This window comes from Sinomonas humi, assembly GCF_000802235.1.
GTDB classification, from domain to species: domain Bacteria; phylum Actinomycetota; class Actinomycetes; order Actinomycetales; family Micrococcaceae; genus Sinomonas; species Sinomonas humi.
This window is the reverse complement of the sequence record NZ_JTDL01000147.1, coordinates 62,738-87,682: the sequence shown is the minus strand read 5'-3', so window position 1 is coordinate 87,682 and position 24,945 is coordinate 62,738. Positions and strand designations below refer to the sequence as shown.

Below are 24,945 nucleotides of genomic sequence, written 5' to 3'. Positions count from 1 at the left end.
CCCCCACCCCAGCCACACCCCCCGAGCCGGCAGCGCCGTCGCCCCAGCCCCCGGCGGCCTCACCCCAGCCCTCCGCCTCGCCCCAGCCCTCCGCCTCGCCCCAGCCACCCCACGGACCGCACTCGGAAGGACTGCAGTCAGAGGGACCACAGACGGAGGGAGCATCGGGGGAGGCGATACCGGCGGACGGGCTGCAGGGGGCCTCGCCGTCTGGGGAGAGGATGCCGGAGGGGACGCCGTCGGCCCAGCTCTCCGTCCACGGCGCAGGGCAACCGCCCGGCCACCCGTCCGGCAAGTCTTCCGGCCGGTCCTCCGGCTGGCCGGGTCCGCATGGATCCTGCGGTTCGTCCATCGCCCGTCACCCCCTCATCGGCCCGAGAGTCCCGCTCCCCGAAACCCTGATCCGAGCCTACGGAGGGCCTCCGACAAAATAAGACCGAGGCGGACCCGGAGCACGAAGAACCCGCGGAGGCAGACGGAGGGCCCGGGTCCGATCCGCAGGGGATGCAGAGGCGGCCGATGCGGGGCAGCCAAGGGCACCCCGGAGGGGGGCGGCGGGTGCAGGGCTCGGGTTCAGCAGCCTTCGCCGCGGGGGTTGGCGTTGCAGTCCTCGGCATAGAGATGCACCTCGGAGCGCCACACCGAGACCTCCCGCGGCCGGGAGGGGACCAAGGCCGTGCCGGCGATCGGCTGCCACGGGCCGCCCTCGACCGAGAACTCCCCGGCGAACACCGTCACCAGGCCCACCGTGTAGTCCCCGGTCGCCCGGTACACATGGCCCGTGGCCGTCCTCTCCCCCCACCGCTCCTCCGGCAGCGGCCCGCCCGGGGCCGCGCTGGCCAGCGACGCCCCGTCCCCGTAGTCGAACCGGTGCTCCACCGGGCGCACCCGCACCTCCACCCCCCGGCCCAGGACCGAGACCCGGAACGACTGCTGCGCCGGCTCCGCATACACATTCGTCTCCGCGCCCCGGAGCGTATGCCGCCCCGGCTGCACCCCCAACCCCGCCGGAACGATCGGCAGCTCCCGCAACTGCCGCTCCGTCACCACAACCACCGCCCCGCCCCCGCCCGGACGCTCCGGAGGAACGCCGTCGTACATGCAGGACAGGTCTTGGCTTACCCACGCAGTGGGACTTGCGGCTGGAGCGCGGAACCACAGAACCATCTGGCCCTTGGGCTGTGCAGAGCACTGGGCATTGAGCTTCTGGCACATGCGTACGGGAGTTGGGCCTCCGGTCCCGTCGCATGCCGGCTTGTAGCTGTAGACGTAAGGGTCGGAAACTCCATTTGGTGGCTCAGGGAACTTGTATTCCACGCGACCTTCCGCGTTTCCGTGAACTTGGACAGCCTCACCATTGAAATCGCTATTCGTCCAATCGCTTCCTACTATGGTGCCGATTTGGATTGCAAGCATGAAGGACAGGGCTCGGGAGGCGCCCATCAATTGTTTCCTACCTCAGCCATGATCCACTGATCAGCACCGAATACGGCGTATGCGGCCTTCAAGTGTCCATCGCTTGTAGGTTCGCGACTTTCGAGATTCGTACCGCTGCTGGAATAGTGGGCCGAGCTGGATTCGTCGAGAAGAAATACCGCTCGGGCCTGCCTGAGGGGAAGGGGTGAGGGAGCTCCTTGAAATTCGCTAATTCTCCATTTCGGACCAACATTCCATTCGCTGTTTGCGGCGATTTGGGCTGACCGATGAGCGTAGCCGTTGCACATCTTGCAGTCAGGCAAGGAGATTTCCCTTAGAGGCTCGCTGTCACCAGTCTCGAGCGCGTAGGTGACAGTGTCGAACCAGTACTGCGTGAACGCCTCGAAGCCCTCCGCCGTGTTTTGCTTCGCGGCCTCCGGCAGCACCGGTGGGGGCACGTTGCGCGCAGGGCCGCGCGAGCTGGCAGGAGTAGGGCGCGGGTCCGGTGAAGCGGTCGAGGCTGGCGAGCTCGCCGCCGTCGTCTCCGTGGCCTTCTCGGAAGGGGGCCGGGTCCCTTTGGCGTCGGCAGGGGCGCCGCAGGCCGCCATAGCGAGCAAGCAAAGGAGTAGCAAAGAACAAGCGAACGAACGGTGCAGCCTCAAGTCATCCCCCAAATCAGTTGCGCGGTGGCCGCGACGTAGCGCCCGGTTGGACAGAGCAAACAACAAGGAAGCCGAGCAGTTTCGGCGACAGTAGCAAGGCCCAGCGCCACGGTCCCGACCACTGAGTCGCTCTGATAGACCACCTCGGTGGGGTTTACTGGTGACATGCAGAACCCGGCTTCCGAGCAGCGCTCCGTGATCATCCTCGGCTCCACGGGCAGCATTGGCACGCAGGCCCTTGACGTCGTCGCCGGCGCTCCCGACCGTTTCCGCGTAGCCGCACTGAGCGCTGGGGGAGCCAACCTCGGGTTGTTGGCACTCCAAGCCGTGCACGCTCGAGCTGAGGCGGTTGGAATAGCAGAAGGCAGCCTCGACGAGCTCCGCAGCTTGATTTCGGGGGCCGCCAAGGCAGAGGGTGTCGCCGAGTACATGCCCGAACTCTTCGCTGGCCCTGATGCTTCGAGCAGCATCGCCCAATGGAACGGGCCCAATGGAGGCGCGGACGTGGTCCTCAACGGGATCACGGGAAGTATCGGTCTCGCTCCGACGCTTGCCGTTCTTGCGTCAGGCGCGAAGCTCGCGCTGGCGAACAAGGAAAGCCTGATCGTGGGGGGCGCCCTAGTGGCGGGCGCAGCGGCTCCGGGTCAGATCGTGCCCGTCGACTCGGAGCATTCGGCGATTGCGCAATGCCTTCGGGCCGGCCAACCGAACGAGGTCGAGCGGCTGATCCTCACGGCATCCGGCGGTCCTTTCCGAGGCCGCAGCCGGGAGGAACTGCGGAACGTCACCCCGGCCGAGGCGCTCCACCACCCGACGTGGAACATGGGCCGCGTCGTCACGACGAATTCGGCGACGCTCGTCAACAAGGGCCTGGAACTCATCGAGGCCCACCTCTTGTTCGGGGTCGCGCTCGAGTCGATCGACGTCGTCGTGCACCCGCAGTCGGTGGTGCACTCCATGGTGCAGTTCGCGGACGGCGCCGTGATCGCCCAAGCGTCGCCTCCCGACATGCGGCTCCCGATTGCCCTCGGTCTAGGCTGGCCCGACCGGGTTCCGCATGCGGCCCGTCCGTGCGACTGGACCCAGGCCACTGCTTGGACGTTCGAGCCGCTCGACACCCGCGCGTTCCCCGCCGTCGACCTCGCACGCGACGCAGCGAAGCAGGGGAGTACCTTCCCCGCCGTCTTCAATGCCGCCAACGAGGAGGCCGTCGAGGCGTTCCACGCCGGCAGGATCGGCTTCCTCGATATCGTGGACACGGTCGAAGCAGTTCTGCGGGAGCATAGCGGATCCTCGGAATTGACTGTGGACTCCGTGCTCGCGGCTGAAGAGTGGGCACGGAAGCGTGCCCATGAGCGTTTGGCTAGCTGAGCCAGCCGCCAGAACAGGATTTTCGTTGAACCCCACCGTGCTTTTCATCCTCGGCGTCCTCTTCGTCGCCATCGGAATCGCCGTCTCCATCGCGCTCCACGAAATCGGGCATCTTCTGCCCGCGAAGCTCTTCAATGTGCGCGTCACCCGCTACATGATCGGCTTCGGGCCGACGGTCTGGTCGAGGCGGAAGGGCGAGACGGAATACGGCATCAAGGCCCTCCCGCTCGGCGGCTACGTCCAGATGGTCGGCATGTACCCGCCCAACCAGCGTGACGGCTCCGTCCGGCAGTCCAGCACGGGAATGTTCCAGGGCCTTGCGGAGGCCGCAAGAGACCAAGCCCACGAAGAGGTCCGGCCAGAGGATCACGGGCGCCTGTTCTACCAGCTGCCGGTCTGGAAGAAGATCATCATCATGCTCGGCGGCCCGGCGATGAACATCCTCCTGGGGATCCTGTTCACGGCCGTCGTGCTCATGGGCTTCGGCATTGCGGAACCTACGAATCAGATCGCGTCCGTTTCGGCCTGCATGGTTCCCGCGAACCAGCAGCAGACCACCACCGACACGTCCACCTGCACGAAGACACCTGCTGCGGCCGCCGGCCTGCAGCCGGGCGACACCGTGGTCCGCTTCGACGGCAAAGAGGTCACCGGCTGGGACCAGATGAGCACATGGATCCGGGCCTCTGCGGGGAAGACCGTAAGCATCACGGTTGACCGCGGCGGCAAGGACGTCGACCTGAAGATCAGCCCCGTGCTCTACTCCGTCGCCGTCTACGGACCGGACGGACAGCCGGTCAAGAACGCGGACGGGAGCTACAAGACAACCGAGTCCGGCTTCGTCGGCATCAGCGCACGGCAGGCGCTCACCCCTCAGCCCGCGACGTCGGTGCTCCCCGCCGTCGGGCAGAACGTCGCCCAAGTCGCGGGCGTCGTCGTCAATCTTCCTGCGCGCGTCATCGGCGTCGCCCAAGCGGCGTTCGGCAGTGCGCCGCGGGATCCGAACGGCCCCATGAGCGTGGTCGGCGTAGGGCGCGTGGCGGGCGAGGTGGCCTCGCTCCAAGACGTTCCGCTCTCGGCACGGATCGCAACTTTGTTCGGCCTTCTGGCCGGGGTCAACCTTGCGCTCGCGGTCTTCAACCTCGTGCCGCTCCTCCCGCTCGACGGTGGCCACGTCGCAGGCGCGCTGTACGAAGGCGTCCGACGGCGGCTCGCATCATGGCGGAGGCGGCCCGACCCGGGCCCCTTCGACATCGCCAAGCTCCTGCCGCTCACGTACGCCGTCGCAAGCGTGCTCATCGCGATGAGCGTGCTGCTCATCTACGCCGATATCGTCAAGCCCGTGAACCTATTCGGGTGAGCGGAGGGATAGTCTGGACCCATGACCGTCTTCGCCGTTGAATACCGCTACGATGCCTCCACTGCCAGCCGCCGGGACGAAGTCCGCCCGGATCACCGCGGGTGGCTCGCGGATATCGCGGACAAGGGGCAGCTCCTCGCGAGCGGTCCGTACGAGGACGGCAGCGGAGCGCTCCTGCTCATGAAGGCGGACGACGCCGAAGCCCTCCAGTCGCTGCTCGAGCAGGATCCCTTCGCAGTCGAAGGCCTGCTCGCGGGATCGTCCACCATCGCGTGGAACCCAGTAACAGGCCCCCTCGCTTCCCAGTTCTGAAAACACCCCTCAGCAAGGAGTTCTCGTGACTTCGGTCAGCCTCGGAATGCCAGCCTCCCCGCCGCCAGTCCTCGCCCCGCGACGCAAGACGCGCCAGATCCACGTCGGCTCGGTGGGGGTCGGCTCCGAGTACCCGATCAGCGTCCAATCCATGACGACGACGCCGACCACGGACATCAACGCGACCCTCCAGCAGATCGCGGAGCTGACTGCGGCGGGATGCGACATCGTGCGGGTTGCGTGCCCGTCGGCGGACGACGCCGAGGCACTCCCGATCATCGCGAAGAAGTCCCAGATCCCGGTCATCGCGGACATTCACTTCCAGCCGAAGTACGTCTTCGCCGCGATCGAGGCCGGGTGTGCGGCGGTCCGCGTGAACCCGGGCAACATCCGGAAGTTCGACGATCAGGTCAAGGAGATCGCGCAGGCCGCGAAGGACCATGGCACGTCGATCCGCATCGGGGTCAACGCCGGCTCCCTCGACGCCCGCCTGCTGAAGAAGTACGGAAAGGCGACGCCGGAGGCGCTCGTCGAGAGTGCCCTCTGGGAGGCGAGCCTCTTCGAGGAGCATGACTTCCATGACTTCAAGATCTCGGTCAAGCACAACGACCCGGTCGTTATGGTGCGCGCGTACGAGCTCCTCGCCGAGCAGGGCGATTGGCCGCTCCACCTCGGTGTGACCGAGGCCGGTCCGGCCTTCCAAGGCACGATCAAGTCTGCGACGGCGTTCGGCGCCCTCCTCTCGCGGGGAATCGGCGACACGATCCGCGTCTCCCTCTCGGCGCCGCCCGTCGAAGAGGTCAAGGTCGGCATCCAAATCCTCCAGTCCCTCAACCTCCGCCCGCGACGGCTCGAGATTGTCTCGTGCCCCTCGTGCGGCCGGGCACAGGTCGACGTGTACAAGCTCGCGGAAGAGGTGACGGCCGGCCTCGAGGGCATGACCTTCCCGCTCCGCGTGGCCGTCATGGGGTGCGTCGTGAATGGTCCCGGGGAGGCCCGCGAGGCCGATCTCGGGGTGGCCTCCGGCAACGGCAAGGGCCAGATCTTCGTCAAGGGCGAGGTCATCAAGACGGTCTCGGAGAGCGAGATTGTCGAGACGCTGATCGAAGAGGCGATGAAGATCGCTGAGGAGATGGGGGAGGCTGATGGCGAAGATGCTTCAGCGGGCGGCCCCGTGGTCACCGTCTCGTAGACGAGACCCGCTGATCCGCAGGCTAGGGCACGAGGACACCCTCGAGCTCTGCGAGCTTGCTGCTCTCGACCCTGTGGCCAACGTCTTCATCGCGGCGCACCTCCTCACCGCCGGTTCGGCGGCGCCCACCCAGAGCGGCGCTGAGATCCTTGGCGCGTACGACGGCGATGGGCGGCTTGTGAGCGCTTGTTGGCTCGGTGCCAACATTGTCCCGGTCGGCATGCAGGAAGAGGCCGCTCCCGCGTTCGCCGAGGTGATCCGCGGTGCGAACCGACGGTTCGCTTCGATCTTCGGGCCAGCGGAGCCGACGCTCGCGCTGTACGAAGGGTTGGGCGGTCCCCGAGCCCGGGAAGTCCGTCCTGTGCAGCCGCTCATGGCGATCGAGGGCGGAGCGAGTGTTCGGCCCGACCCGCTCGTCCGGGTGACGGGACTCGATGACTTCGACGCCGTCGCTCCGGCGTGCGTGGCGATGTTCGAGGAGGAAGTCGGGTATTCGCCCGTGGCCGGAGGCAGCGACAACTACTACCGGCGGGTCCGTCAGCTCATCCAGCAAGGCCATTCGATGGCCCGCTTCGGGGACCACGGCGAGGTGGTCTTCAAGGCGGAACTCGGTGCGGTTTCTTCCGCCGCGAGCCAAGTCCAGGGGGTGTGGGTCGCCCCCGCGCATCGAGGACTCGGCTTGAGCCACGGCGGGATGGCAGCGGTTGTGAGTATCGCCCGTCAGCTCGCCCCGATCGTGAGCCTCTACGTCAACGACTACAACGAGCGTGCCAAGGCCTGCTATGAGCGGGTCGGCTTCGAGCGCGTGGGGACCTTCGCGACAGTCCTGTTCTGAGCGCGTCTTCTGAACTGTTCCCACAGCGCGGGTTTCCCTTTAGGCTGTGGCAACTGGCTCATCGGCCTCTGGGGGAAGGTCATTATGAACGCGCTCGGGATCACAGTTCGTCACGCTTCGGCAGCTGCCGCAATCGTCTTCTTGCTTGTCGGCTGCGCGGCGCCGGCAACCAAGCAGGGTTCGGCTCCTCCCGCGCCAAGCCTGCCGCCCGCTCAGGCGCAGACGCCCGCACAGGCGCAGACGCCTACGCCTACTCCTACCCCAACGCCCACCGCGAGCGCGTATTCGACCCAGCAGATCGCTGCGGCTCTCACGGAGATCAATTCCCAGGAAGGACTGAACGGGCAGGTTCTCGGCCAGGACCAGATCCTGCAGGTTCTGCCTCAGACGCAGCAGCTCATGAAGCAGCTCGACGTGGTACCCGCTAACTGCGCGGACGTCTTCCGCATCGACATGTCAAAGGCGGTATCGGAGGCCAACATGGGGATGGTGGTCTCAGCGCAGCCCGGGACTGCGAATTCACTCTCGCTCGGAGCCCTGAGCTTCACCTCGCTCGACGCCGTCAAGTCCGCTCTGAACTTCGACCCCGCCGCGATCGCGCGGTGTTCGGAAATGACCGTGACGGTGAACGGCGTCGTGGTGCAGGCATCCGCTCGGTCACTGGCCGTCACTGTGCCCGGATCGACGGCCTATGGTTCGGCCGCGGTGCTTGATGCAGCTGGCAGGTCTCAGCACACCGTGACAATCGTGGCGCTGAAGGGCGTGACCGAGGTTGTGGCTACCTATTCAGCTCCTGACGCCGACTCTGTCGCTTCCGTGAAGCGCGTCGAGGACTTGCTGGGGGCCACTCTGGACGCCGTCCAGGCTCAAGCCGCGCCCGTCTAGCGGTCATCGTCTCGGCAGCGGCTCGGTGAGGTGCCGCTGGATCGCCGGAGCGAGGAGCCGTTCGGCATCCTCGCTCGGGAGGGAAGCGAGGGGCTCGAGTCGGACTACATAGCGCGCGATCATGAAGCCGACGACCTGGGAGGCCGCCATGGACGCGCGAAGTTCCCGCTCGTCGTCGTCCCCCGGAAGGCCGTCGGCGATGCGGGTCAGAATGCGTCGACGCACGACGTGAGCGAGGAGGCGCGAACGCGAGGTCGAACTGATGGTCGAGCGGAAGAAAGCGGCCAGGGCATGACGCTGAGGGCCCTCCCACAGGCGCACGATCACCCGGGCGACGAATCGGCCGCGTTCGGCTGGGGCTTGCTCGTCGATGTCTGCCAAGAGCGCCTCGGGGTCGATGGGCAGCGCGACGGAGGCCGCGAAGAGGTCGTCCTTCCCGTCGAAGTAGTGGTGGACGAGGGCCGCGTCAACTCCCGCCTCACGCGCAATCTGACGGAGGCTCACGCCGTCGTACCCGTCCTCGGCGAAAAGCCGCGTGGCGGCGGCGACGATCGCGGCCCGGCGGTCGGACGGACCCTTGGGACGCGCCATCACCGAGTCACGACGACTTCCGGCGCAGCGTGAACGAGGCGAGGATCAGCAGCCCGAGCAGCACCGCGGCCATGATCCACAGGTCACGCCACATTTCGCCGGTCGGATCGGTGTTGGCCGTGATCTCCTGGAGAGCTTTGACCGAGTAGGTGAGCGGCATCCAGTCGGAGAGGACTTGGAACACGTCCGTCATCTGCGCGTACGGAACGAAGAGCCCGCAGAGGAGGATCTGCGGGATGACCACGACCGGCATGAACTGGACAGCCTGGAACTCCGTCCGGGCGAACGCGCTGCAGAAGAGTCCGAGCGAGACGCCGAGGACCGCGTTGACGACCGCGACCAGCACCACGAGGGCCGCGTCGCCTTTGATGTCGAGCCCGAAGACCCAGTAGGCGACGCCTGTCGCGATGGCGGATTGGAGGGCCGCCATGAGGGAGAAGGCGATGCCGTAGCCGAAAAGGAGGTCGGCCTTGTGGATCGGCGTCGTCATGAGACGCTCAAGCGTGCCGGAAGTGCGTTCGCGCAGCATCGTGATCGAAGTCAGCAGGAACATGATGACGAAGGGGAAGATCGCGAGCATGATCGGGCCGATGCGGTCGAACGTGCGCGGCATCCCAGGCGGCAGGGTCTCGTTCTCGAACAGCCAGTAGACGACGGCGAGCAGCACCGAAGGGACGACGAGGATCAGCCCGATGCTGCGCGGGTCGTGGCGGAGCTGGTTGAGGACGCGTGCCGTCGTGGCGGCCAGCATGCGTGGGTTCATACTGCACTCTCCTTCGCTGCGCTCGCCCTGGCTGCGCTCTCTCTGGCTGGCGCGCTGTTGGCCTGGATGATGCCGAGGAAGGCCTGCTCGAGGTCTTGGCTGCGGCCCCGCTCACGCAGCTCGTCGGGGGTCAGCTGCCCGAGAAGGTATCCGTCCCGCAAGAGCAGGAGGGAGTCGCAGCGGCTTGCTTCCTCCATGACGTGGCTTGACACGAGCAGGGTTGTGCCGGCATCAGCGAGGGCACGGAAGCGCTCCCAGAGGTCCACACGGAGCACTGGGTCGAGGCCGACCGTCGGCTCGTCGAGGACGAGCAGCTTTGGCTGCCCGACGAGCGCGCAGGCGAGCGAGACGCGGCTGAACTGGCCCCCGGAGAGGTTGGCTGCCTTGCGCTTCTCAAAGCCGGAGAGGCCGACGGCGGTGACTGCTTCCTGCGCGTCGGCACGGCTTCGGCCGTGGAGGGACGCGAAATAGCGAACGTTGTCGAGCACCGTGATGTCGCTGTAGACGGCCGCGTCCTGGGTCATGTATCCGATCAGCTGGCGCAGCGCGGCCGCGCCGGCCTTCCTGTCCAGGACAGTCAGGGCGCCGGACGCGACGCGCTGCACGCCCATGATGGCGCGCATGAGTGTGCTCTTGCCGCTCCCTGAGGGCCCAAGGAGGCCGGTGACGCGTCCGCTCGGGACGGAGAAGGTGAGGCCGTGGAGCACCTCAGTGTGGCCGAGCCGGACGACGAGGCTGTCCGCTTCGACGGCGGGAGGCGGGGCGGAGGCGTGCGATGGAGTGCGGGACATGGCGGGCTCCGGGGCGTCGTGAGCGGTTAATTCATCAGCTGATGAATAGAGGCTAGATCCGCGCCTGGGAGCCCGTCAACATCCATTTTTCTCAGGCGCGTTCGAAGAGCAGCATCCACTCCTCGGGCCCCTCGGCGAGGTACTTCACCTCGAACGTTCCCTCTGGGTAGCGCTGCTTCGCCTGGGCGAGGAGGGGGAGCGGATTGTGGCTTGCGGTGATGACGAGGCCCTTTCCGGGGGCGAGGGAATCGAGAGCCCCGAAGATTGTCGCGTGGCGGATCGCATGTGGAATGAGGCGTGCGTCGAGTTCGGGGTAGCCGTCGGGATCGCTCTCGCCACAGGAGCACAGGTGCCCGTGGCCCTGCTCGTGGTTGTGTTCTTGGCCCGCGACGGGTCCGTCAGTCTCGGGAGATTGCCCGAGGACGGGCAGGAGGCGGGATGAAGGAGTGGGGGAGATGTCCATGCGCGAAACTTTACTACAATAAATTCCGTGAAAAATAGTGAGGCCGATCCACTCGGACCAGCGCCGGCCGCCACGACCCCCTCGCGTCCCCTCTCGACGGCGCGGGCGGCAATCCTCGACCTGTTGAGGGCCAGACGCTCGCCCGCGACCGTCGATGAGCTCGCGCGGGAGACCGGTCAACATTCGAACACGGTGCGCGAGCACCTTGAAGCGCTCGTGCTCGAAGGCCTCGCGACACACGCCGCTGCGGCCACCGCCGCTGCGGCCCCGGCCGCGGCCCCCGGCGCCGGGGCCTACAGCCGAGGGAGCGGGGCGCGACGCGGTAGGCCCGCAAAGCTCTACCAAGCGGCGGAGGCACCCGAGGGCTCCGCACAGTATGCGGCGCTCGCCGCCACCCTCGCGGCGGAGATCGCGCGCCTCGCGCCGGACCCGGCTGCGGCCGGGAGGGATGCCGGGGTGCGATGGGCGCAAGACACCTTCGGGCCGTCCACTGAGCGCGTCCCGGCAAGCGACGCACGACGGCGGGTGGTCGCCGAGCTCGAAAGCCTCGGGTTCGGCGTGGAGGAGGCGGCCTCCGGTTCGGCCATTCGTCTCGTGACCTGCCCGCTGCTCGCAGCAGCCCGCGTGCACTCCGACGTCGTGTGTGCCGTGCACGCAGGCCTCGTCGAGGAAGCCCTTCGGCTGTTGGGCCACGGCGAGCTGCCATCCCAGCTCGAGCCGTTTGCCGAACCCGGCGCATGCCTGCTGCGGATTCCATGACTCGCACCTGGCCGCGCATGGTCTTCCTTGCCTTCGGAGCCGCAGCCCTGCTGACAGGACTCGACGCGGCGCTCACCCTGCTCCGGGTCCCTGCGCCCGTTGCCGTGACGACCGTCCCGGACCTTCCCGCGACCCACGGGGAACTCATGACGCTCGGCTTCGTCGGGACCCTCATTGCCCTCGAACGCGCCGTCGCCCTTCGGCGAGCCTGGGGCTACGCTGCCCCCGCTCTCCTTGTCCTGGGGAGCCTTGCGGAACTCGCCCCTTGGGCAGCGCCGGCGGGTCGCGCTGCCGTCCTCACGGGGGCCGTCGTCTTCGTTGTCGTGTACGTCCCGCTATGGCGCCGGCAGCGCGATCCTGCCGTCCTCGTCCAGGCTCTCGGAGCCGTGGCAGCGGCGTGCGCGGCGGGCCTGCTTGCGGGCGGGGTCCCGACCGACCCCGTGGTGCCCTGGCTCGCGGCGTTCATGCTCCTGACGATTGGGGGCGAGCGCCTCGAACTCGCCCGCCTGCGCATCCGCGGGAACTGGCCCGAGCCGCTCCTGGTCGCAGTCTCGGCGTCGCTCCTCGTGGCCTGCGCTGCAACGCTCCTGTGGCCAGCCGTGGGCTACCCGATTCTGGGCGCCGCGATACTCGCCCTTGCCGTATGGCTCTTGCGGTATGACATCGCACGAGCCACCCTGCGCTCGACCGGCCTCCCGCGATTCGTAGCCGCGTGCCTCCTCACGGGCTACGCGTGGCTCGTCGTGGCAAGTGGGGTATACCTGCTGGTCCCAGGCGCGCCCGAGGGCGCCGCGTACGACGCAGCCCTGCACGCAGTCTTCGTCGGATTCGTGATGTCGATGATCATGGCCCACGCGCCCGTCATCCTCCCCGCCGTCCTGCGGCGGCCGCTCCCGTACTCACGCGCCATGTGGATACCAGCCGCGCTCCTGCATGCAACGCTGCTGGTGCGGCTCGCGGTCGGGGACGCGCGCGGATCCTCGTTGGGGTGGCAGATCGGGGGAGTGGGCAACGTAGTGGCAGTCCTCGCGTTCCTCGCCGTCGCGCTTGTCTCGGGCCTCAGGAGGCGAGCATGACGGGGCGTGCCGCCTGGCACCGCTGGGCCAACCTCCCGACGCTCGGCTGGCTCGGCGTCGTCGTCGTTCTCTCGCTGGTTCTCTCCCTCGAGCATCGCGGATTTCCCGGGTCTGCCTGGCTCCTCGTGCATCTGACCCTTCTCGGCGCAGTGACGAACGCAATCATGGTCTACAGCTGGCACTTCTCAGAGGCCCTGCTCAGGCTGCCGATTCCGTCGCGCCGCCCTCTCGCGGTCCGACTCACGCTGCTGAACGTCGGCTCGGCGTCGGCGATGGCCGGTGTCGTCCTGGCGGTCTGGCCGCTAACGGTCGGGGGAGCCGCCGCTGTCGGGACGGCATCGGCCTGGCATGGTACCGCGATCCTCGCACGCGCTCGTCGCGCTCTTCCTTCGCGCTTTGCCTCGACGGTCCGCTACTACCTCGCTTCCTGCGCGGTGCTCCCGTTCGGGGCCGCGGCAGGCGCCACGCTCGCATTGGTCGGCGACGGTGCGCCGGAGGAATGGCACGCCCGCATCCTCGTGGCCCACGAGTCGCTCAACGTCTTCGGCTGGGTAGGGCTCGCTGTGCTCGGAACTCTCGTCACGCTTCTGCCCACAATGCTGCGAACCCGCGTGGACGACGCCGCCGAGCCCACCTCGCGCCGCGCACTCTGGCTGCTCCTCGCCGGAGTCGTCGCGGCAGCGGCGGGCGCGCTTGCCGGGGAACAGTGGCTGACCGCTCTCGGGGTCGCCGCATACCTTGCCGGCGTCCTTGTATCGGCGGCTCCGCTTGTTCGCACGGTCGTCCGGAAGGCTCCTGTGCATTTCGCCCCGCTCAGCGCGGTAGCGGCCATACTGTGGCTCGTCGTCGCCCTCGTGTGGCTGCTCGCGCTCTGCGTGACCGAGCCTGGCTGGATGGCACTGCACGCCGGGCTGGGCGAGCTGACACCGGTGCTCGTCGCCGGGTTTGCGGCCCAGGTGCTTCTTGGTGCGTTGGCCTATCTCCTGCCGGTCGTGCTCGGCGGCGGCCCCGCCGCGGTACGGTGCCGAGCGGAAACGCTCGACGGCGGCGCTTGGCTACGCGTCGTCGTCGCCAACGGTGCGATCCTCCTCTATGTCCTTCCCGTGCCCGGCGCTGTGCGCATCGCTGCGGCGGCTGTCGCTGTCATTGCGCTGGGTGCGTTCCTCTGGCTCGTCGTCAGGGCGCTCAGGGCATATTCCGTGCCGTGACTGGGCTACATTGGTAGCTGACCTTTCCCATCCCGAGCCAGTCGAGCTCATAGTCAGAACGGATGCCGCACGTGGTCCTGCGACTCTCCACCCTGTTCCTCCGAACCCTCCGCGAGGACCCGGCCGACGCCGAGGTGGCCAGCCACAAGCTGCTCGTCCGTGCCGGCTACATCCGCCGCGCTGCTCCGGGCATCTACACCTGGCTCCCCCTCGGGCTCGCAGTGCTGCACAAGGTTGAAGCGATCATCCGTGAGGAGATGGCGTCGATCGGTGCCCAGGAGGTCCATTTCCCGGCCCTCCTGCCGAAGGAGCCCTACGAGGCGACCAACCGCTGGACCGAGTACGGCGACAGCATCTTCCGGCTCAAGGACCGCAAGGACGGCGACTATCTCCTCGCGCCGACGCACGAGGAGATGTTCACGCTCCTCGTGAAGGACCTGTACTCCTCGTACAAGGATCTCCCGCTGAGCCTCTACCAGATCCAGAACAAGTACCGTGACGAGGCCCGTCCCCGGGCTGGCCTCCTCCGTGGGCGCGAGTTCATCATGAAGGACTCCTACTCGTTCGACGTCGACGACGCCGGCCTCGACGCGAGCTACGCGGCCCACCGCGAGGCGTATCTCCGGATCTTCGCGCGGCTTGGGCTCGAGGTTGTGCCCGTCAAGGCGACGGCCGGCGCGATGGGAGGCTCGAAGAGCGAGGAGTTCCTGCACCCGACCGAGATCGGCGAGGACACGTTCGTGCGCTCTGCCGGCGGCTACGCGGCGAACGTCGAAGCCGTCACCACGGTCGTGCCGGACCCGGTGGACTACACCGACGCGCCTCCCGCGCAGGTCCTGGACACCCCGGACACCCCGACGATCGAGACCCTCGTCGCCGCGTCCCAGACCATCTTCCCGAATGCGGAGCGGGCCTGGACTGCCGCTGACACGCTCAAGAACGTCGTGCTCACGGTCAAGCTCCCCACGGGGGAGAAGCAGTTGGTCGTCATCGGTGTCCCGGGTGACCGCGCCGTCGACCTCAAGCGCGTCGAGGCGAACATCGGGGCCTTCCTCCCAATCGCCGGGGAGATCGGCCTCGAAGCCGCGAACGAGGAGGACCTCAAGTCGCAGCCCCTCATCGTCAAGGGCTATCTCGGCCCGGGCCTCGACCCCGAGGACGCGCTCCTCGGCCTCGAGGGGAAGTCGGGCCTGCTATACCTCGTCGATCCACGGGTTGTCTCCGGGACACGCTGGATCACCGGCGCGAACCAGCCCGGCAAGCACGTGTACGGGCTCGTCGCCGGGCGTGACTTCGGATGGGACGGCGTCATCGAATGCACCGAGGTGCGCGAGGGCGACGAGTCTCCTGACGGGTCCGGCCCGCTTGAGACGGCCCGCGGGATCGAGATGGGGCACATCTTCCAGCTCGGCCGCAAGTACGCCGAGGCCCTCGACCTCAAGGTCCTCGACGCGAACGGCAAGCAGGTCACCGTCACGATGGGCTCGTACGGTGTCGGGGTCACCCGCGCCGTGGCCGCTCTGGCCGAATCGAACCACGACGAGCGCGGGCTCATCTGGCCGCGTGCGGTCGCGCCCGCCGACGTCCACGTCGTCGCCGTCGGCCGGGGCGAGGAGATCTTCGCCGAGGCTGAGCGCCTCGCTGCGGAGCTCGAGTCGCGCGGGCTGACCGTCATGCTCGATGACCGGCAGAAGGTTTCGCCGGGCGTCAAGTTCGGAGATGCCGAACTCATCGGCGTCCCGACGATCGTGGCCGTCGGAAAGGGCCTCGCGGGAGGCACCCTCGAGGTCAAGGATCGGCGGTCGGGCTCGGCTGAGGACGTCCCGGTGGGCGACGTCGCCGACTACGTCGTGCGCGCCGTGCGCGCCGACGCTTAGCCCGGTCCGTGCACAGCGGCTTCGAGCTGCTCAGCCCCCTCACCCTCGTCCTCGTCATCCTCGCCGGCTTCGCGGCTGGCTGGGTTGACGCGGTCGTCGGCGGGGGAGGCCTGATCCAGCTCCCTGCCATGCTCGCGTTGCCGGGAATCACGCCCGTCCAGGCCTTGGCGACCAATAAGATGGGTTCGGTCTTCGGCACGAGCACAAGCGCGTTGACGTATGCCCGCCGGGTACGGCCGGATCTTCGCACCGCAATCCCGATGGCCCTCGTGGCCCTGGCAGGTGCGTTCGGCGGGGCTGTGCTCGCTTCGCTGCTGCCTGCGCGGGTGTTCAAACCGATCATTCTGGCCGCGATCATCGCAGTTGCGCTCTTCACGGTGTTCAAGCCGCAGCTCGGGCAGTATACGGAGCTGCGGCTCAAGGGCCGCCGGCATTTCGCCGCGGCTTGCGGGCTGGGTCTCGTCATCGGCTTCTACGATGGGCTCATCGGGCCCGGAACCGGCTCGTTCCTCGTGATCGCGCTCGTCTCGGGGATGGGTTACGCGTTTCTTGAAGCGAGCGCCAAGGCGAAGATCGTCAACATGGCCACGAACGTCGGCGCCCTTCTGCTCTTCGCACCCAGCGGCGCGCTGCTGTGGGGCGTGGGGCTCGTGGTCGGGGCCGCCAACATGTGCGGCGGCTACCTGGGGGCGCGCATGGCAGTCGCACGCGGGAACAGGTTCATCCGCTGGGTGTTCCTCGTCGTCGTGGCTGCGCTCGCGGTCAAACTCGGCATCGACGTGTGGAACGAGGACTTCGCCTGAGGCCTGTCCCTGCCTGAGTCAGTCCAGGCGCTTGAGCTCGTTCGCTGCGGGGAGGCCCGGTAGGAGCCGTGAGCAGAGTGCGCTCGCGACCCAGAGAGAGCGCTCGAGTTCGCCGCGGTGCCCGGGCTTCGCCGCATACCAGAGAGCGTTCTCCACTTCACGGAGCACGGCCCAAGCCCGGGCAGCTTCGCCGTCCAGCCCCGCCGCATCAGCGAGCTCCCAGCAGCGTTCGAGCAGGGCGTCCGCGGAGTTCGTGCGCCGCAGTTCGGGGAGGCGGTTCCACAGCATGGGAGCGACGGCGAACTCTGCCTCTCCGACCGCCGCCTGGGGATCGATCGCGCGGAAGCCGCCGTCGAGATCGCCGAGGACGTTCATGCCGTGCAGATCCGTATGGACCAGGACGTCGCGTCCGCCGCGTCGCCCGACTGTGCCCCGGGTTGCGCACACGTCGAGCGCCTCCTCGAGAAGCCAGCGCGGGAAGGGGCGCCCAAGGCGTTCCCAGCGCTCGGGCAGTTCGTCGCTCCAGTGCTCCGCGCGGGCGTCGAGCCGCTCGAGCGCAGCCCAGTCGGGCCGGTCGTCTTCCGGTACCGCGAGCCTGCGCATGATCGCACCCCAGACTGCGTAGGCCTCAGGAAAGGGAATCTCCTGAAGCCGCCGGCCGGCGTCGAGCCGTTCCAGCAGCAGTGAGCCGTCGCCGTCGTCGGCGATGAGCCGCACGGCACCCCGGCCGCTCCACAACCGCAGGGCGACGGCCTCGGAAGCTGCTTCCTCATGCGGATACGGGAGCTTCAGCACGAGGGGTTCACCTGCGCGGCGAACGGCCACCACAAGGGCTCCGAAACCTGACCACGGCCCTGCCTCGGCATCCAGCTCCAAGTCCCAGCGGCGCAGCCCGCGTTCGAGCCGCTCAGGTAGCGACGCGAGCCATGCGCGGCCGGTGGGCGTGCGGGAATACCTCGTTACGAGGTCCGCGGGCACACCGGTCGCTGTCATGGCCCTTCTCAGGCCGCCCCGGTCGTGCCGAGCAGGCTGCCAAGGCCGTAGGTGGTCGCGAGTGCTATAGCTCCGCCGATGACGACGCGGAAGGATGCCCGGCTCCTGGACCCTCCGCCGATCCACGCACCGACGGCCCCGGTGATGGCCAGCGCTACGAGCACGACGACGAACGTGAGCCACACGCGCATGGCGGCGGGGAAGAACAGGATCGACAGCAGGGGCAGCACCGCGCCGCACAGGAACGAGACCGCCGAGGCGATGGCCGCATGCCACGGGCTGACAACCTCGTCCGGGTCGATGTTGAGCTCGATGTCGAGATGCGCCCGGAGCGCATCCTTCTCGGTCAGCTCCTCGGCCACCTTCGTGGCTGTCTCGGGGGAGAGGCCTTTGTGGCGGTACATCGCCACGAGCTCCTTGAACTCAGCCTCGGGCTGATCGCGGAGCTCGTCGCGCTCCTTTGCGATGAGATGCCGCTGGCTGTCGCTCTGGCTGCTCACCGAGACGTATTCGCCGAGGGCCATGGAGATCGCGCCGCCCGCGAGTGCCGCCATGCCCGCAGCGAGGATCGGGCCGTTGCTCGTCGTCACACCGGCGACACCGACCACGACGGCGGCCACGGAGACGATGCCGTCGTTCGCTCCGAGTACGCCCGCTCGGAGCCAGTTGAGCTTCGCCGCGATGTCAGCGCCCTGCGGCTCAGGGTGGAGGTCGGTGGTGGATTCCGTCGTCATGATTCAACTCTTGCACCGGAGTTGCGGCGCTGCCAGCGAAGCAAGCCTAGCCTCACTGCGCTGTCGGGACGCCGGGGAAGGCGGTTGCATCCGACGGCGAAACTGCCGCGGCCAAGTGCGCGGCAGTCATCAGGCCGCCGGCCGCCACGCTTCGGCGTGCCCCAGATGCTGCTCCGACAAGCTGTGCCCACGCTTCCTCGGACGACCCCTCGACAGCCTTGAGTGCCGCCGAGGGGTCGGAGGCGAAGCCGGGCGGGACGGCGAAGCCGGCATCGCGGGGAGGCAGAGCCGTGCACGCTGCTGCGGCGAGGCTGTCGACTGACGCGAGCTGGCGGCGGTGGGCGTCCAGTGCCGACGAGCGAGCCGCGGCGTCGGGGGACCCGGCCGGAGTGCGGGCGATGGCCGTCTCGAGCAGATAGACGGCGGCGGATTCGGCCCGCTCCGCCGCGGCGAGGGCGCCGGGGAATCCGCTTCCGCCGTAGCTCGCCGTGGCGGTCGGGCTCGGGCACGGCCCACTCGCGCTCGGGCTTGGAGTTGGTCCTGTGGTTGGAGTTGGTCCTGGGCTTGGCACCGCGCCAGTGCTCGAGTTCCCGGTTGCGCCGTCTATCGCGTCGAGTTGGACCGACTGTCCGGCCGCCACCGAGGCGAGAAGCGTCGCGGTCGGGGCGTCGACGTCGGGGAGTGCGGCGAGTCGCGCTTGAACGCTCGATGCCAGGGCGGCGGCGACGTCCTTTGCCTCAACCTTGCCTGCCCCTGCGCTGGCCGTAACGCCTACCGCGGGGGGTGTCGGTGTCGGGCTGACCGGTGCGGTTCCCACGACCGCCGGACCGGTGGGAGTCGCCGCGCCGGGGGTCGCCTGCGGAGGCGTTCCGCCGAGGACGGCGGCCTGTCGGTCCAGTACCGTCCCGGCAGTCGAGAGGGCGCGTTGGGTGCCGGGGTTCGCGCCGCCAACGGCCGCGTTGTGGGCCAAGCCCGCGATTCGGAGCGCATCCTCGTGGGCGGTGCGGAGGGCGATCTCGCTTCGGCTGGGGCTCGTCGGCTGCGGTGCGTGGATCGCGACGAGGGTTGCGCTGCCGAGCGCCACGAGGATCCCCGCGACCCCGAGCGCCCAGTACCGCCAGGGCCGTCCCCGCGACGTATTGCCGGAGGGTCCGCCGGATTGGGACGACGAGTCGGAAGGCGGTGTGGACGGATCTGACGGCGGCATGGACGGAGTGGACGGCACGGTGTCGGAACTCACGGGCTCGATCATCCCACGAGCGGGCGCCGGGCCTGCCACGAGGCGCGCGAGCCGATAGTCTATGAGGACACAACTGAGCGAAGGAGGCGGACGTTCATGTCCGAGAAGGCATCGGAGTCTCCGTTTGCAGCCGAAGAGGCGCGATTGCACGCGCTGCTCGAGCCCACCGTCACCGCTCATCGCCTCTTCCTCGAAGGGGTCTCCATCAAAGCCGCCGGGGCCCACCGGACCCTGCACGTCGTCGTCGACCTTCCCGAGGAGGAGTCCGGCGGAGTGGGTCTCGACGTCATTGCGGAGATCTCTCGCGAGCTCTCCGACCTCCTTGACAACGGCAGGGCAGCCGGGACTTTCGCCGACGACCGTCCCTACGACCTCGAGGTCTCCTCGCCGGGCGTCACGCGCCCGCTCACGCGACCGCGCCACTGGCGGCGCGCACTCGGGCGCGTCGTCAAGGTCAATGTCATACAGGGGGAGAACCTCACCGGCAGGCTCACCGATGTGACGGACGACGGCGTCACGATCGTCCCCGATCGACCGGCGGCCAAGGGGGTCAAGCCCAAGCAGGGCGACCCGGTCACGCTGGCCTTCGAGAAGATCCGCAGCGGCCGGGTCGAGGTGGAGTTCTCGCACGTCGATGCTGTTCCGGAGACGGCCTTCGAGAACTTCGAGCCCGACGCTGATACCGAACCCGAGACCGATACAGACGCCGAGGAGGCCTAGTGGACATCGACATGAGCGCGCTGCGCCTACTGGAGCGAGAACGCGACATCCCTGTCGACAAGCTCATCCCGACGATCGAGCAGGCGCTGCTCCTCGCCTACCACAAGTCTCCCGGAGCAATCGAGAAGGCTCGTGCAGAGGTTGACCGCAGAAGCGGGCATGTGACGATCTGGGCGACCGAGATAGATGAGGAAGGCAACCCGATCGGCGAGTTCGACGACACGCCGGAGGGCTTCGGCCGCATCGCAGCGACGACTGCCCGGCAGGTCATCCTCCAGCGGCTCCGGGACGTCGAGGACGACAACGTGCTGGGGGAGTTCAAGGGCCGCGAGGGCGAACTCATTGCGGGACTGATCCAGCAGGGCAGCAACCCGCACATGGTGCAGGTGAACCTGGGCGCCGTCGAGGCGCTGCTGCCGCCGCCCGAGCAGGTTCCAGGGGAGCAGTACGTCCACGGCAGCAGGATCCGTGCCTACGTCGTGGATGTGCACCGCGGTATGAAGGGCCCCTCGATCACGCTCTCCCGTTCTCACCCTGGCCTCGTGAAGAAGCTCTTCGAACTCGAAGTGCCCGAGATCGCCGACCGGAGCGTGGAAATTGTGGCGATCGCCCGCGAGGCCGGCCATCGCACCAAGATCGCCGTCCGCGCGAACGTGCCCGGCATCAACGCGAAGGGCGCGTGCATCGGTGAAATGGGATCGCGCGTCCGTGCCGTCATGACCGAGCTGAACGACGAGAAGATCGACATCGTCGACTACAGCGACGAAGCCGCAGCCTTCATCGCCAATGCGCTCTCGCCGGCCAAGGTCAAATCGGTGACCATCGTCGATGAGGGCGCCCGCTCCGCGCGGGTGACCGTCCCGGACTACCAGCTTTCGCTCGCGATCGGCAAGGAGGGGCAGAACGCCCGCCTCGCGGCCAAGCTGACAGGGTGGCGGATCGACATCACATCCGACGCCGCGGCCAAGGCTGTAGAATAGATAGGTCCGGGTACGCGCCCGGCAGCAAGCCAAACAAGCCAGGGGCAGTGGAACGTGCAGAGTAAGGCGCAACCGCTGCGGACCTGCATCGGCTGCCGCCAGAGCGCGCCCCGGTCTGTATTGCTCCGGCTGGTGCGGGACCCCGAGGACCCACAGCGCGTCGTCGTCGATCCGCGCCGCCGACTGCCCGGTCGAGGTGCTTGGCTGCATCCCGACCGTGCATGCCTGACGCAAGCCGTCAAACGTCGCGCGTTCAGTCGCGCCTTCCGAGGCGCCGTTGAATACGCGGCGGTCGATGACTTCTTCGGCACCGCTGTGCTGGCCCCCGCCCGCACGGTCACCGTCCAAGTTGAAAGCGGGTCAGAAATCTGATGGAAACCCGATGAGTCCCCGTCCCATGAGCGCGTAGCGATGAACAAGTTGTTCCGCGCCGCCGACGGCCTCGAACACAACGAGGCCTGCAGCAAGCAGTAGACGGTCCACGCCTGGCTCGGCGCGGACCGAGACAGGAGAAATGTGGCCAAGGTCCGCGTACACGAGCTCGCGAAGGAGCTCGGTATCACCTCCAAGGACGCCCTCGCCAAGCTTCAAGAGCTTGGTGAGTTTGTGCGTTCTGCGTCCTCGACGATCGAGGCGCCCGTCGTGAAGAAGCTTCGCGACGCCTACCCCTCCGGTTCGCCCAAGCAGGCGAAGGCTTCCGCGCCCGCGCAGGCTCGCCCGGCCGCGCCGCGCCAGGCCGCTCCGGCACCCCGGGCAGCGCAGCCGGCTCAGCCCGCCCAGACGGCGCAGCCGGCTCCGACTGGCCAGTCGGCGCCCGCGCCGGCGGCACCCTCGGCTGGCGTCAAGCCCGGTCCCGCCCGCCCGGCGGCGCCCGCCGCTCCGGCTCCCCGCCCGTCGTCGGACGTGGCACGCCCCGCTTCGGGCTCGGGTCCCCGCCCGGGCGCCCCGGGTCCGCGCCCTGGCGGCCCCCGCCCCGGCAACAACCCGTTCTCATCCTCGCAGGGCATGCAGCGCCCGGGCCGCGAAGAGCGCGCTCCTCGTCCCGGCAACAATCCCTTCGCGACCTCTCAGGGCATGCCTCGCCCCGGGCGCGACGGCGATCGGCCGGGTGGCCCGCGTCCTGCTCCCCGCCCCGGAGGCACCTCGGGCATTCCGCGCCCCCAGGCTCCGCGCCCGGGCGCCCCGCGTCCTGGTGCGCCCCGCCCCGGCGGCGCGCGTCCCGGTGCTCCGCGTCCGGGCGGCTCCGGCGCTCCGCGACAGGGTGGCGGCGCGGGCGGAGCCCGTCCGAACCCCGGCATGATGCCTCCGCGTTCTGACCGTCCCCAGCCGGGCGCACGTCCTGCCGGAACCGGCGGCCGAGGCCCCGGACGTCCGGGTGGCGCCCCAGGCGGCGCGCCTGCAGGCGGCGGCTTCGGCAAGGGCGGTCGCGGACGCGGCGGCACTCAGGGCGCCTTCGGCAAGGGCGGCGCTGGCCGCGGCAAGCAGCGCAAGTCGAAGCGCGCGAAGCGCCAAGAGCTCGAGCAGATGAGCGCTCCGTCCCTCGGCGGCGTCTCGGTGCCGCGCGGCGACGGCGATACGATCGTCCGCCTCCGCCGCGGCGCGTCCATCACGGACTTCGCCGAGAAGATCGATGCGAACCCGGCGTCGCTCGTCACGGTGCTCTTCCACCTCGGCGAGATGGCGACGGCGACGCAGTCGCTCGACGAGGAGACGTTCAGCGTCCTCGGCGAGGAGCTCGGCTACAAGATCCAGGTCGTCTCGCCGGAGGACGAGGAGCGCGAGCTGCTCGAGTCCTTCGACATCGACCTCGACGCAGAGCTCGAGGCCGAGACCGACGAGGAGCTTGAGACCCGTCCGGCCGTCGTGACCGTCATGGGCCACGTCGACCACGGTAAGACCCGCCTCCTCGACGCCATCCGCAACACGAATGTGGTCGAGGGCGAGCACGGGGGCATCACCCAGCACATCGGTGCCTACCAGATCTCGTTCGAGCACGACGGCGAGCCCCGCAAGCTCACGTTCATCGATACCCCGGGTCACGAGGCGTTCACGGCCATGCGTGCCCGTGGCGCCCAGGTCACCGATATCGCCGTGCTCGTGGTGGCCGCGGACGACGGTGTCATGCCGCAGACGGTCGAGGCGCTCAACCACGCCCAGGCTGCTGGCGTGCCGATCGTGGTCGCGGTGAACAAGATCGACAAGGAGGGCGCGAACCCGGACAAGGTCCGCGGTCAGCTCACCGAATACGGTCTCGTTCCCGAGGAGTACGGCGGCGACACGATGTTCGTGGACGTCTCGGCTCGCCAGAGCCTGCACATCGACGACCTCATCTCCGCGGTCCTGCTCACGGCCGATGCGGCGCTCGACCTGCGGGCGAACCCGAACAAGGACGCGCGCGGCGTCGCGATCGAGGCCAACCTCGACCGGGGCCGTGGTGCCGTCGCAACCGTGCTCGTGCAGTCCGGCACGCTGCACGTCGGGGACAACATGGTGGCTGGCACGGCGCATGGCCGTGTCCGTGCGATGTTCGACGAGGACGGCGAGCCGGTCGAGGTTGCGCTCCCATCGCGTCCGGTCCAGGTCCTGGGCCTCTCTTCGGTGCCGCGTGCAGGTGACACGTTCCTCGTGACCGAGGACGATCGCACTGCCCGTCAGATCGCGGAGAAGCGCGAGGCCGCCGAGCGGAACGCGCAGCTGGCCAAGCGCCGGAAGCGGATCAGCCTCGAGGACTTCGACAAGGCTGTGGCAGAGGGCAAGATCGACACCCTCAACCTCATCCTCAAGGGCGACGTCTCCGGTGCCGTCGAGGCGCTCGAGGACTCGTTGCTCAAGATCGATGTGGGCGAGGAAGTGCAGCTCCGCGTCATCCACCGCGGCGTCGGCGCGATCACCCAGAACGATGTCAACCTCGCGACGGTCGACAACGCGATCATCATCGGCTTCAACGTCCGCCCAGCGGAGCGTGTGGCCGAACTCGCGGACCGCGAGGGCGTGGACATGCGGTTCTACTCCGTGATCTACGCGGCGATCGAGGACATCGAGCTCGCTCTCAAGGGCATGCTCAAGCCGGAGTACGAGGAAGTGCAGCTCGGTACCGCCGAGGTGCGCGAGATCTTCCGTTCGTCCAAGTTCGGCAACATCGCCGGTTCGATCGTTCGCAGCGGGATCATCCGCCGCAATTCCAAGGCCCGCCTCCTGCGCGGTGGCGTGGTCGTTGCGGAGAACCTCGCGATCGACTCGCTCAAGCGGTTCAAGGACGACGCGACCGAGGTCCGCGAGGGCTTCGAATGCGGTATCGGCCTCGGCTCGTTCAACGACATCCAGCTCGAGGACGTCATCGAGACGTTCGAGATGCGCGAGAAGCCGCGCGCCTGACGCGTCCGTCGAGAAGGGGTCCCGCGGCTGCGGGGCCCCTTCCCAGTTCATCTAAGGAGTTTCCATGGCCGATCCGGCCCGCGCTGCGCGGCTCGCGCAGCGGATCAAAGTGGTCGTCGCCGAGGCGCTGCGCAAGGCCGTCAAGGACGAGCGTGCCGAGGCGATCACCATCACCGACGCCCGCGTGACTAACGATCTCCAGCACGCGACCGTGTACTACACCGTCCTAGGCGACTCCGTCGCCCAGGAAGGCGCACGGGAGGTGCTCGAGGCCAAGAAGGGCGTCCTGCGCCGCGAAGTCGGCCGCAACCTCACGATTCGGCTCACACCCACCCTCGAATTCGTCGCCGACGAGGTGCCTGTCAATGCTTCGCACGTCGAGGACCTCCTCCGGCAGGCGCGCGCCCATGACGAAGAGGTGGCCCGGCTGGCCGAGCGCGCTCGGCCAGCGGGAGATCCGGATCCCTACCGCAAGCCGGAGATCCGCGGCGAGGACGCCGACGACGTCGAGCACGAGTCCGAGTTCGACGCTGAGTAGG

26 protein-coding genes are annotated in these 24,945 nt (G+C 68.4%); 16 read left to right on the top strand and 10 right to left on the bottom strand.

From position 1 onward, the window contains the following. The 3 genes from LK10_RS22765 to LK10_RS23095 form a co-directional block, all read right to left on the bottom strand. Nucleotides 1-352: hypothetical protein (locus LK10_RS22765; protein ID WP_231567844.1), on the bottom strand; the 352-nt coding region annotated here is incomplete at its 3' end. A gap of 221 nt (nt 353-573) precedes the next feature. Next, complete coding sequence (locus LK10_RS22760; RefSeq protein ID WP_231567843.1) at nt 574-1,317, bottom strand: hypothetical protein; 744 nt, start codon at nt 1,315-1,317, stop codon at nt 574-576. A 125-nt stretch (nt 1,318-1,442) separates the two neighbouring features. After that, entirely contained in the window at nt 1,443-2,024 is a 582-nt protein-coding gene (locus LK10_RS23095; RefSeq protein WP_408021470.1) for a DUF6318 family protein, read from the bottom strand. Nucleotides 2,025-2,243: 219 nt separating this feature from the next. Between LK10_RS23095 and dxr the strand changes: the two genes are divergently transcribed. From dxr to LK10_RS18785, 6 genes are all read left to right on the top strand, one after another. Then, entirely contained in the window at nt 2,244-3,449 is a 1,206-nt protein-coding gene (gene dxr / locus LK10_RS18810; protein ID WP_043127192.1) for a 1-deoxy-D-xylulose-5-phosphate reductoisomerase, read from the top strand. A 25-nt stretch (nt 3,450-3,474) separates the two neighbouring features. Further along, on the top strand, nt 3,475-4,809 hold the full coding sequence (locus tag LK10_RS18805) for a M50 family metallopeptidase (RefSeq protein WP_043127190.1): 1,335 nt from the start codon (nt 3,475-3,477) through the stop codon (nt 4,807-4,809). 21 nt (nt 4,810-4,830) lie between these two features. Beyond that, nucleotides 4,831-5,121: a YciI family protein gene (locus LK10_RS18800; RefSeq protein ID WP_043127187.1), complete on the top strand. Its 291-nt coding sequence runs from the start codon at nt 4,831-4,833 to the stop codon at nt 5,119-5,121. Nucleotides 5,122-5,146: 25 nt separating this feature from the next. After that, the gene (gene ispG / locus LK10_RS18795) at nt 5,147-6,313 is read left to right on the top strand and encodes a flavodoxin-dependent (E)-4-hydroxy-3-methylbut-2-enyl-diphosphate synthase (protein ID WP_043127185.1); all 1,167 of its coding nucleotides are present in this window, start codon (nt 5,147-5,149) and stop codon (nt 6,311-6,313) included. Next, a complete protein-coding gene (locus LK10_RS18790; protein WP_331377608.1) occupies nt 6,267-7,148 on the top strand; it encodes a GNAT family N-acetyltransferase in 882 nt (293 codons plus the stop codon). The genes ispG and LK10_RS18790 overlap by 47 nt, the downstream gene beginning before the upstream one ends. An 84-nt stretch (nt 7,149-7,232) precedes the next feature. Continuing rightward, nucleotides 7,233-8,033 carry a hypothetical protein gene (locus tag LK10_RS18785; protein WP_043127182.1) on the top strand — a complete coding sequence of 267 codons (801 nt, stop codon included), beginning with the start codon at nt 7,233-7,235 and terminating at the stop codon, nt 8,031-8,033. Nucleotides 8,034-8,036: 3 nt separating this feature from the next. Here LK10_RS18785 and LK10_RS18780 read toward each other — a convergent pair whose 3' ends face one another. From LK10_RS18780 to LK10_RS18765, 4 genes are all read right to left on the bottom strand, one after another. Further along, nucleotides 8,037-8,624 (bottom strand): TetR/AcrR family transcriptional regulator, encoded by a 588-nt coding sequence (locus LK10_RS18780; protein ID WP_043127180.1) that lies wholly within the window; start codon nt 8,622-8,624, stop codon nt 8,037-8,039. 7 nt (nt 8,625-8,631) lie between these two features. Beyond that, on the bottom strand, nt 8,632-9,387 hold the full coding sequence (locus LK10_RS18775) for an ABC transporter permease (RefSeq protein WP_043127177.1): 756 nt from the start codon (nt 9,385-9,387) through the stop codon (nt 8,632-8,634). After that, nucleotides 9,384-10,178, bottom strand: coding sequence for an ABC transporter ATP-binding protein (locus LK10_RS18770; protein ID WP_043127174.1), 795 nt, complete (start codon nt 10,176-10,178; stop codon nt 9,384-9,386). Before LK10_RS18770 ends, LK10_RS18775 begins: the two co-directional genes overlap by 4 nt. A gap of 91 nt (nt 10,179-10,269) precedes the next feature. Then, nucleotides 10,270-10,641 carry a DUF2249 domain-containing protein gene (locus LK10_RS18765; RefSeq protein ID WP_081998680.1) on the bottom strand — a complete coding sequence of 124 codons (372 nt, stop codon included), beginning with the start codon at nt 10,639-10,641 and terminating at the stop codon, nt 10,270-10,272. Nucleotides 10,642-10,668: 27 nt separating this feature from the next. On the opposite strand from LK10_RS18765, the gene LK10_RS18760 reads away from it, so the two are divergent. The 5 genes from LK10_RS18760 to LK10_RS18740 all read left to right on the top strand — a co-directional run bounded on the left by LK10_RS18760 (nt 10,669) and on the right by LK10_RS18740 (nt 16,364). Beyond that, nucleotides 10,669-11,400 carry a helix-turn-helix transcriptional regulator gene (locus LK10_RS18760; RefSeq protein WP_043127172.1) on the top strand — a complete coding sequence of 244 codons (732 nt, stop codon included), beginning with the start codon at nt 10,669-10,671 and terminating at the stop codon, nt 11,398-11,400. Beyond that, nucleotides 11,397-12,476 (top strand): hypothetical protein, encoded by a 1,080-nt coding sequence (locus tag LK10_RS18755; RefSeq protein ID WP_052207580.1) that lies wholly within the window; start codon nt 11,397-11,399, stop codon nt 12,474-12,476. Before LK10_RS18760 ends, LK10_RS18755 begins: the two co-directional genes overlap by 4 nt. Beyond that, nucleotides 12,473-13,684, top strand: coding sequence for a hypothetical protein (locus tag LK10_RS18750; protein ID WP_052207579.1), 1,212 nt, complete (start codon nt 12,473-12,475; stop codon nt 13,682-13,684). Before LK10_RS18755 ends, LK10_RS18750 begins: the two co-directional genes overlap by 4 nt. Before the next feature lie 71 nt (nt 13,685-13,755). Then, the gene (locus LK10_RS18745) at nt 13,756-15,561 is read left to right on the top strand and encodes a proline--tRNA ligase (RefSeq protein WP_043127166.1); all 1,806 of its coding nucleotides are present in this window, start codon (nt 13,756-13,758) and stop codon (nt 15,559-15,561) included. A gap of 8 nt (nt 15,562-15,569) precedes the next feature. Continuing rightward, nucleotides 15,570-16,364, top strand: a complete 795-nt coding sequence (locus LK10_RS18740; RefSeq protein WP_043127164.1) for a sulfite exporter TauE/SafE family protein — start codon at nt 15,570-15,572, stop codon at nt 16,362-16,364. Nucleotides 16,365-16,382: 18 nt separating this feature from the next. Here the strand turns inward: LK10_RS18740 and LK10_RS18735 are convergent, their stop codons facing one another. Genes LK10_RS18735 through LK10_RS18725 form a run of 3 tightly spaced genes read right to left on the bottom strand, consistent with a single transcriptional unit; the run spans nt 16,383 to nt 19,331 of the window. Next, the gene (locus LK10_RS18735; RefSeq protein WP_043127161.1) at nt 16,383-17,357 is read right to left on the bottom strand and encodes an aminoglycoside phosphotransferase family protein; all 975 of its coding nucleotides are present in this window, start codon (nt 17,355-17,357) and stop codon (nt 16,383-16,385) included. Nucleotides 17,358-17,365: 8 nt separating this feature from the next. Then, nucleotides 17,366-18,091 (bottom strand): VIT1/CCC1 transporter family protein, encoded by a 726-nt coding sequence (locus LK10_RS18730; protein ID WP_156144262.1) that lies wholly within the window; start codon nt 18,089-18,091, stop codon nt 17,366-17,368. A 52-nt stretch (nt 18,092-18,143) separates the two neighbouring features. Further along, a complete protein-coding gene (locus LK10_RS18725; protein WP_197061994.1) occupies nt 18,144-19,331 on the bottom strand; it encodes a DUF4439 domain-containing protein in 1,188 nt (395 codons plus the stop codon). 96 nt (nt 19,332-19,427) lie between these two features. On the opposite strand from LK10_RS18725, the gene LK10_RS18720 reads away from it, so the two are divergent. From LK10_RS18720 to rbfA, 5 genes are all read left to right on the top strand, one after another. After that, nucleotides 19,428-20,051 carry a ribosome maturation factor RimP gene (locus LK10_RS18720; RefSeq protein ID WP_081998679.1) on the top strand — a complete coding sequence of 208 codons (624 nt, stop codon included), beginning with the start codon at nt 19,428-19,430 and terminating at the stop codon, nt 20,049-20,051. Continuing rightward, entirely contained in the window at nt 20,051-21,031 is a 981-nt protein-coding gene (gene nusA / locus LK10_RS18715; protein ID WP_043127152.1) for a transcription termination factor NusA, read from the top strand. Before LK10_RS18720 ends, nusA begins: the two co-directional genes overlap by 1 nt. A 54-nt stretch (nt 21,032-21,085) precedes the next feature. Continuing rightward, nucleotides 21,086-21,403: a YlxR family protein gene (locus tag LK10_RS21595; protein ID WP_081998678.1), complete on the top strand. Its 318-nt coding sequence runs from the start codon at nt 21,086-21,088 to the stop codon at nt 21,401-21,403. Between the two features lie 144 nt (nt 21,404-21,547). Next, nucleotides 21,548-24,406 carry a translation initiation factor IF-2 gene (gene infB, locus LK10_RS18710; RefSeq protein ID WP_043127149.1) on the top strand — a complete coding sequence of 953 codons (2,859 nt, stop codon included), beginning with the start codon at nt 21,548-21,550 and terminating at the stop codon, nt 24,404-24,406. Nucleotides 24,407-24,470: 64 nt separating this feature from the next. After that, nucleotides 24,471-24,944 carry a 30S ribosome-binding factor RbfA gene (gene rbfA, locus LK10_RS18705; RefSeq protein ID WP_043127146.1) on the top strand — a complete coding sequence of 158 codons (474 nt, stop codon included), beginning with the start codon at nt 24,471-24,473 and terminating at the stop codon, nt 24,942-24,944. Nucleotide 24,945 lies beyond the last annotated feature (1 nt).

Bases quoted from the DNA above. Each gene is read 5' to 3' on its own strand.
- LK10_RS23095 (WP_408021470.1), bottom strand. From the start codon at position 2,024: ATGGCGGCCTGCGGCGCCCCTGCCGACGCCAAAGGGACCCGGCCCCCT.
- dxr (WP_043127192.1), top strand. From the start codon at position 2,244: ATGCAGAACCCGGCTTCCGAGCAGCGCTCCGTGATCATCCTCGGCTCC.
- LK10_RS18800 (WP_043127187.1), top strand. From the start codon at position 4,831: ATGACCGTCTTCGCCGTTGAATACCGCTACGATGCCTCCACTGCCAGC.
- LK10_RS18790 (WP_331377608.1), top strand. From the start codon at position 6,267: ATGGCGAAGATGCTTCAGCGGGCGGCCCCGTGGTCACCGTCTCGTAGA.
- LK10_RS18785 (WP_043127182.1), top strand. From the start codon at position 7,233: ATGAACGCGCTCGGGATCACAGTTCGTCACGCTTCGGCAGCTGCCGCA.
- LK10_RS18780 (WP_043127180.1), bottom strand. From the start codon at position 8,624: ATGGCGCGTCCCAAGGGTCCGTCCGACCGCCGGGCCGCGATCGTCGCC.
- LK10_RS18775 (WP_043127177.1), bottom strand. From the start codon at position 9,387: ATGAACCCACGCATGCTGGCCGCCACGACGGCACGCGTCCTCAACCAG.
- LK10_RS18770 (WP_043127174.1), bottom strand. From the start codon at position 10,178: ATGTCCCGCACTCCATCGCACGCCTCCGCCCCGCCTCCCGCCGTCGAA.
- LK10_RS18765 (WP_081998680.1), bottom strand. From the start codon at position 10,641: ATGGACATCTCCCCCACTCCTTCATCCCGCCTCCTGCCCGTCCTCGGG.
- LK10_RS18755 (WP_052207580.1), top strand. From the start codon at position 11,397: ATGACTCGCACCTGGCCGCGCATGGTCTTCCTTGCCTTCGGAGCCGCA.
- LK10_RS18750 (WP_052207579.1), top strand. From the start codon at position 12,473: ATGACGGGGCGTGCCGCCTGGCACCGCTGGGCCAACCTCCCGACGCTC.
- LK10_RS18735 (WP_043127161.1), bottom strand. From the start codon at position 17,357: ATGACAGCGACCGGTGTGCCCGCGGACCTCGTAACGAGGTATTCCCGC.
- LK10_RS18730 (WP_156144262.1), bottom strand. From the start codon at position 18,091: ATGACGACGGAATCCACCACCGACCTCCACCCTGAGCCGCAGGGCGCT.
- LK10_RS18720 (WP_081998679.1), top strand. From the start codon at position 19,428: ATGTCCGAGAAGGCATCGGAGTCTCCGTTTGCAGCCGAAGAGGCGCGA.
- rbfA (WP_043127146.1), top strand. From the start codon at position 24,471: ATGGCCGATCCGGCCCGCGCTGCGCGGCTCGCGCAGCGGATCAAAGTG.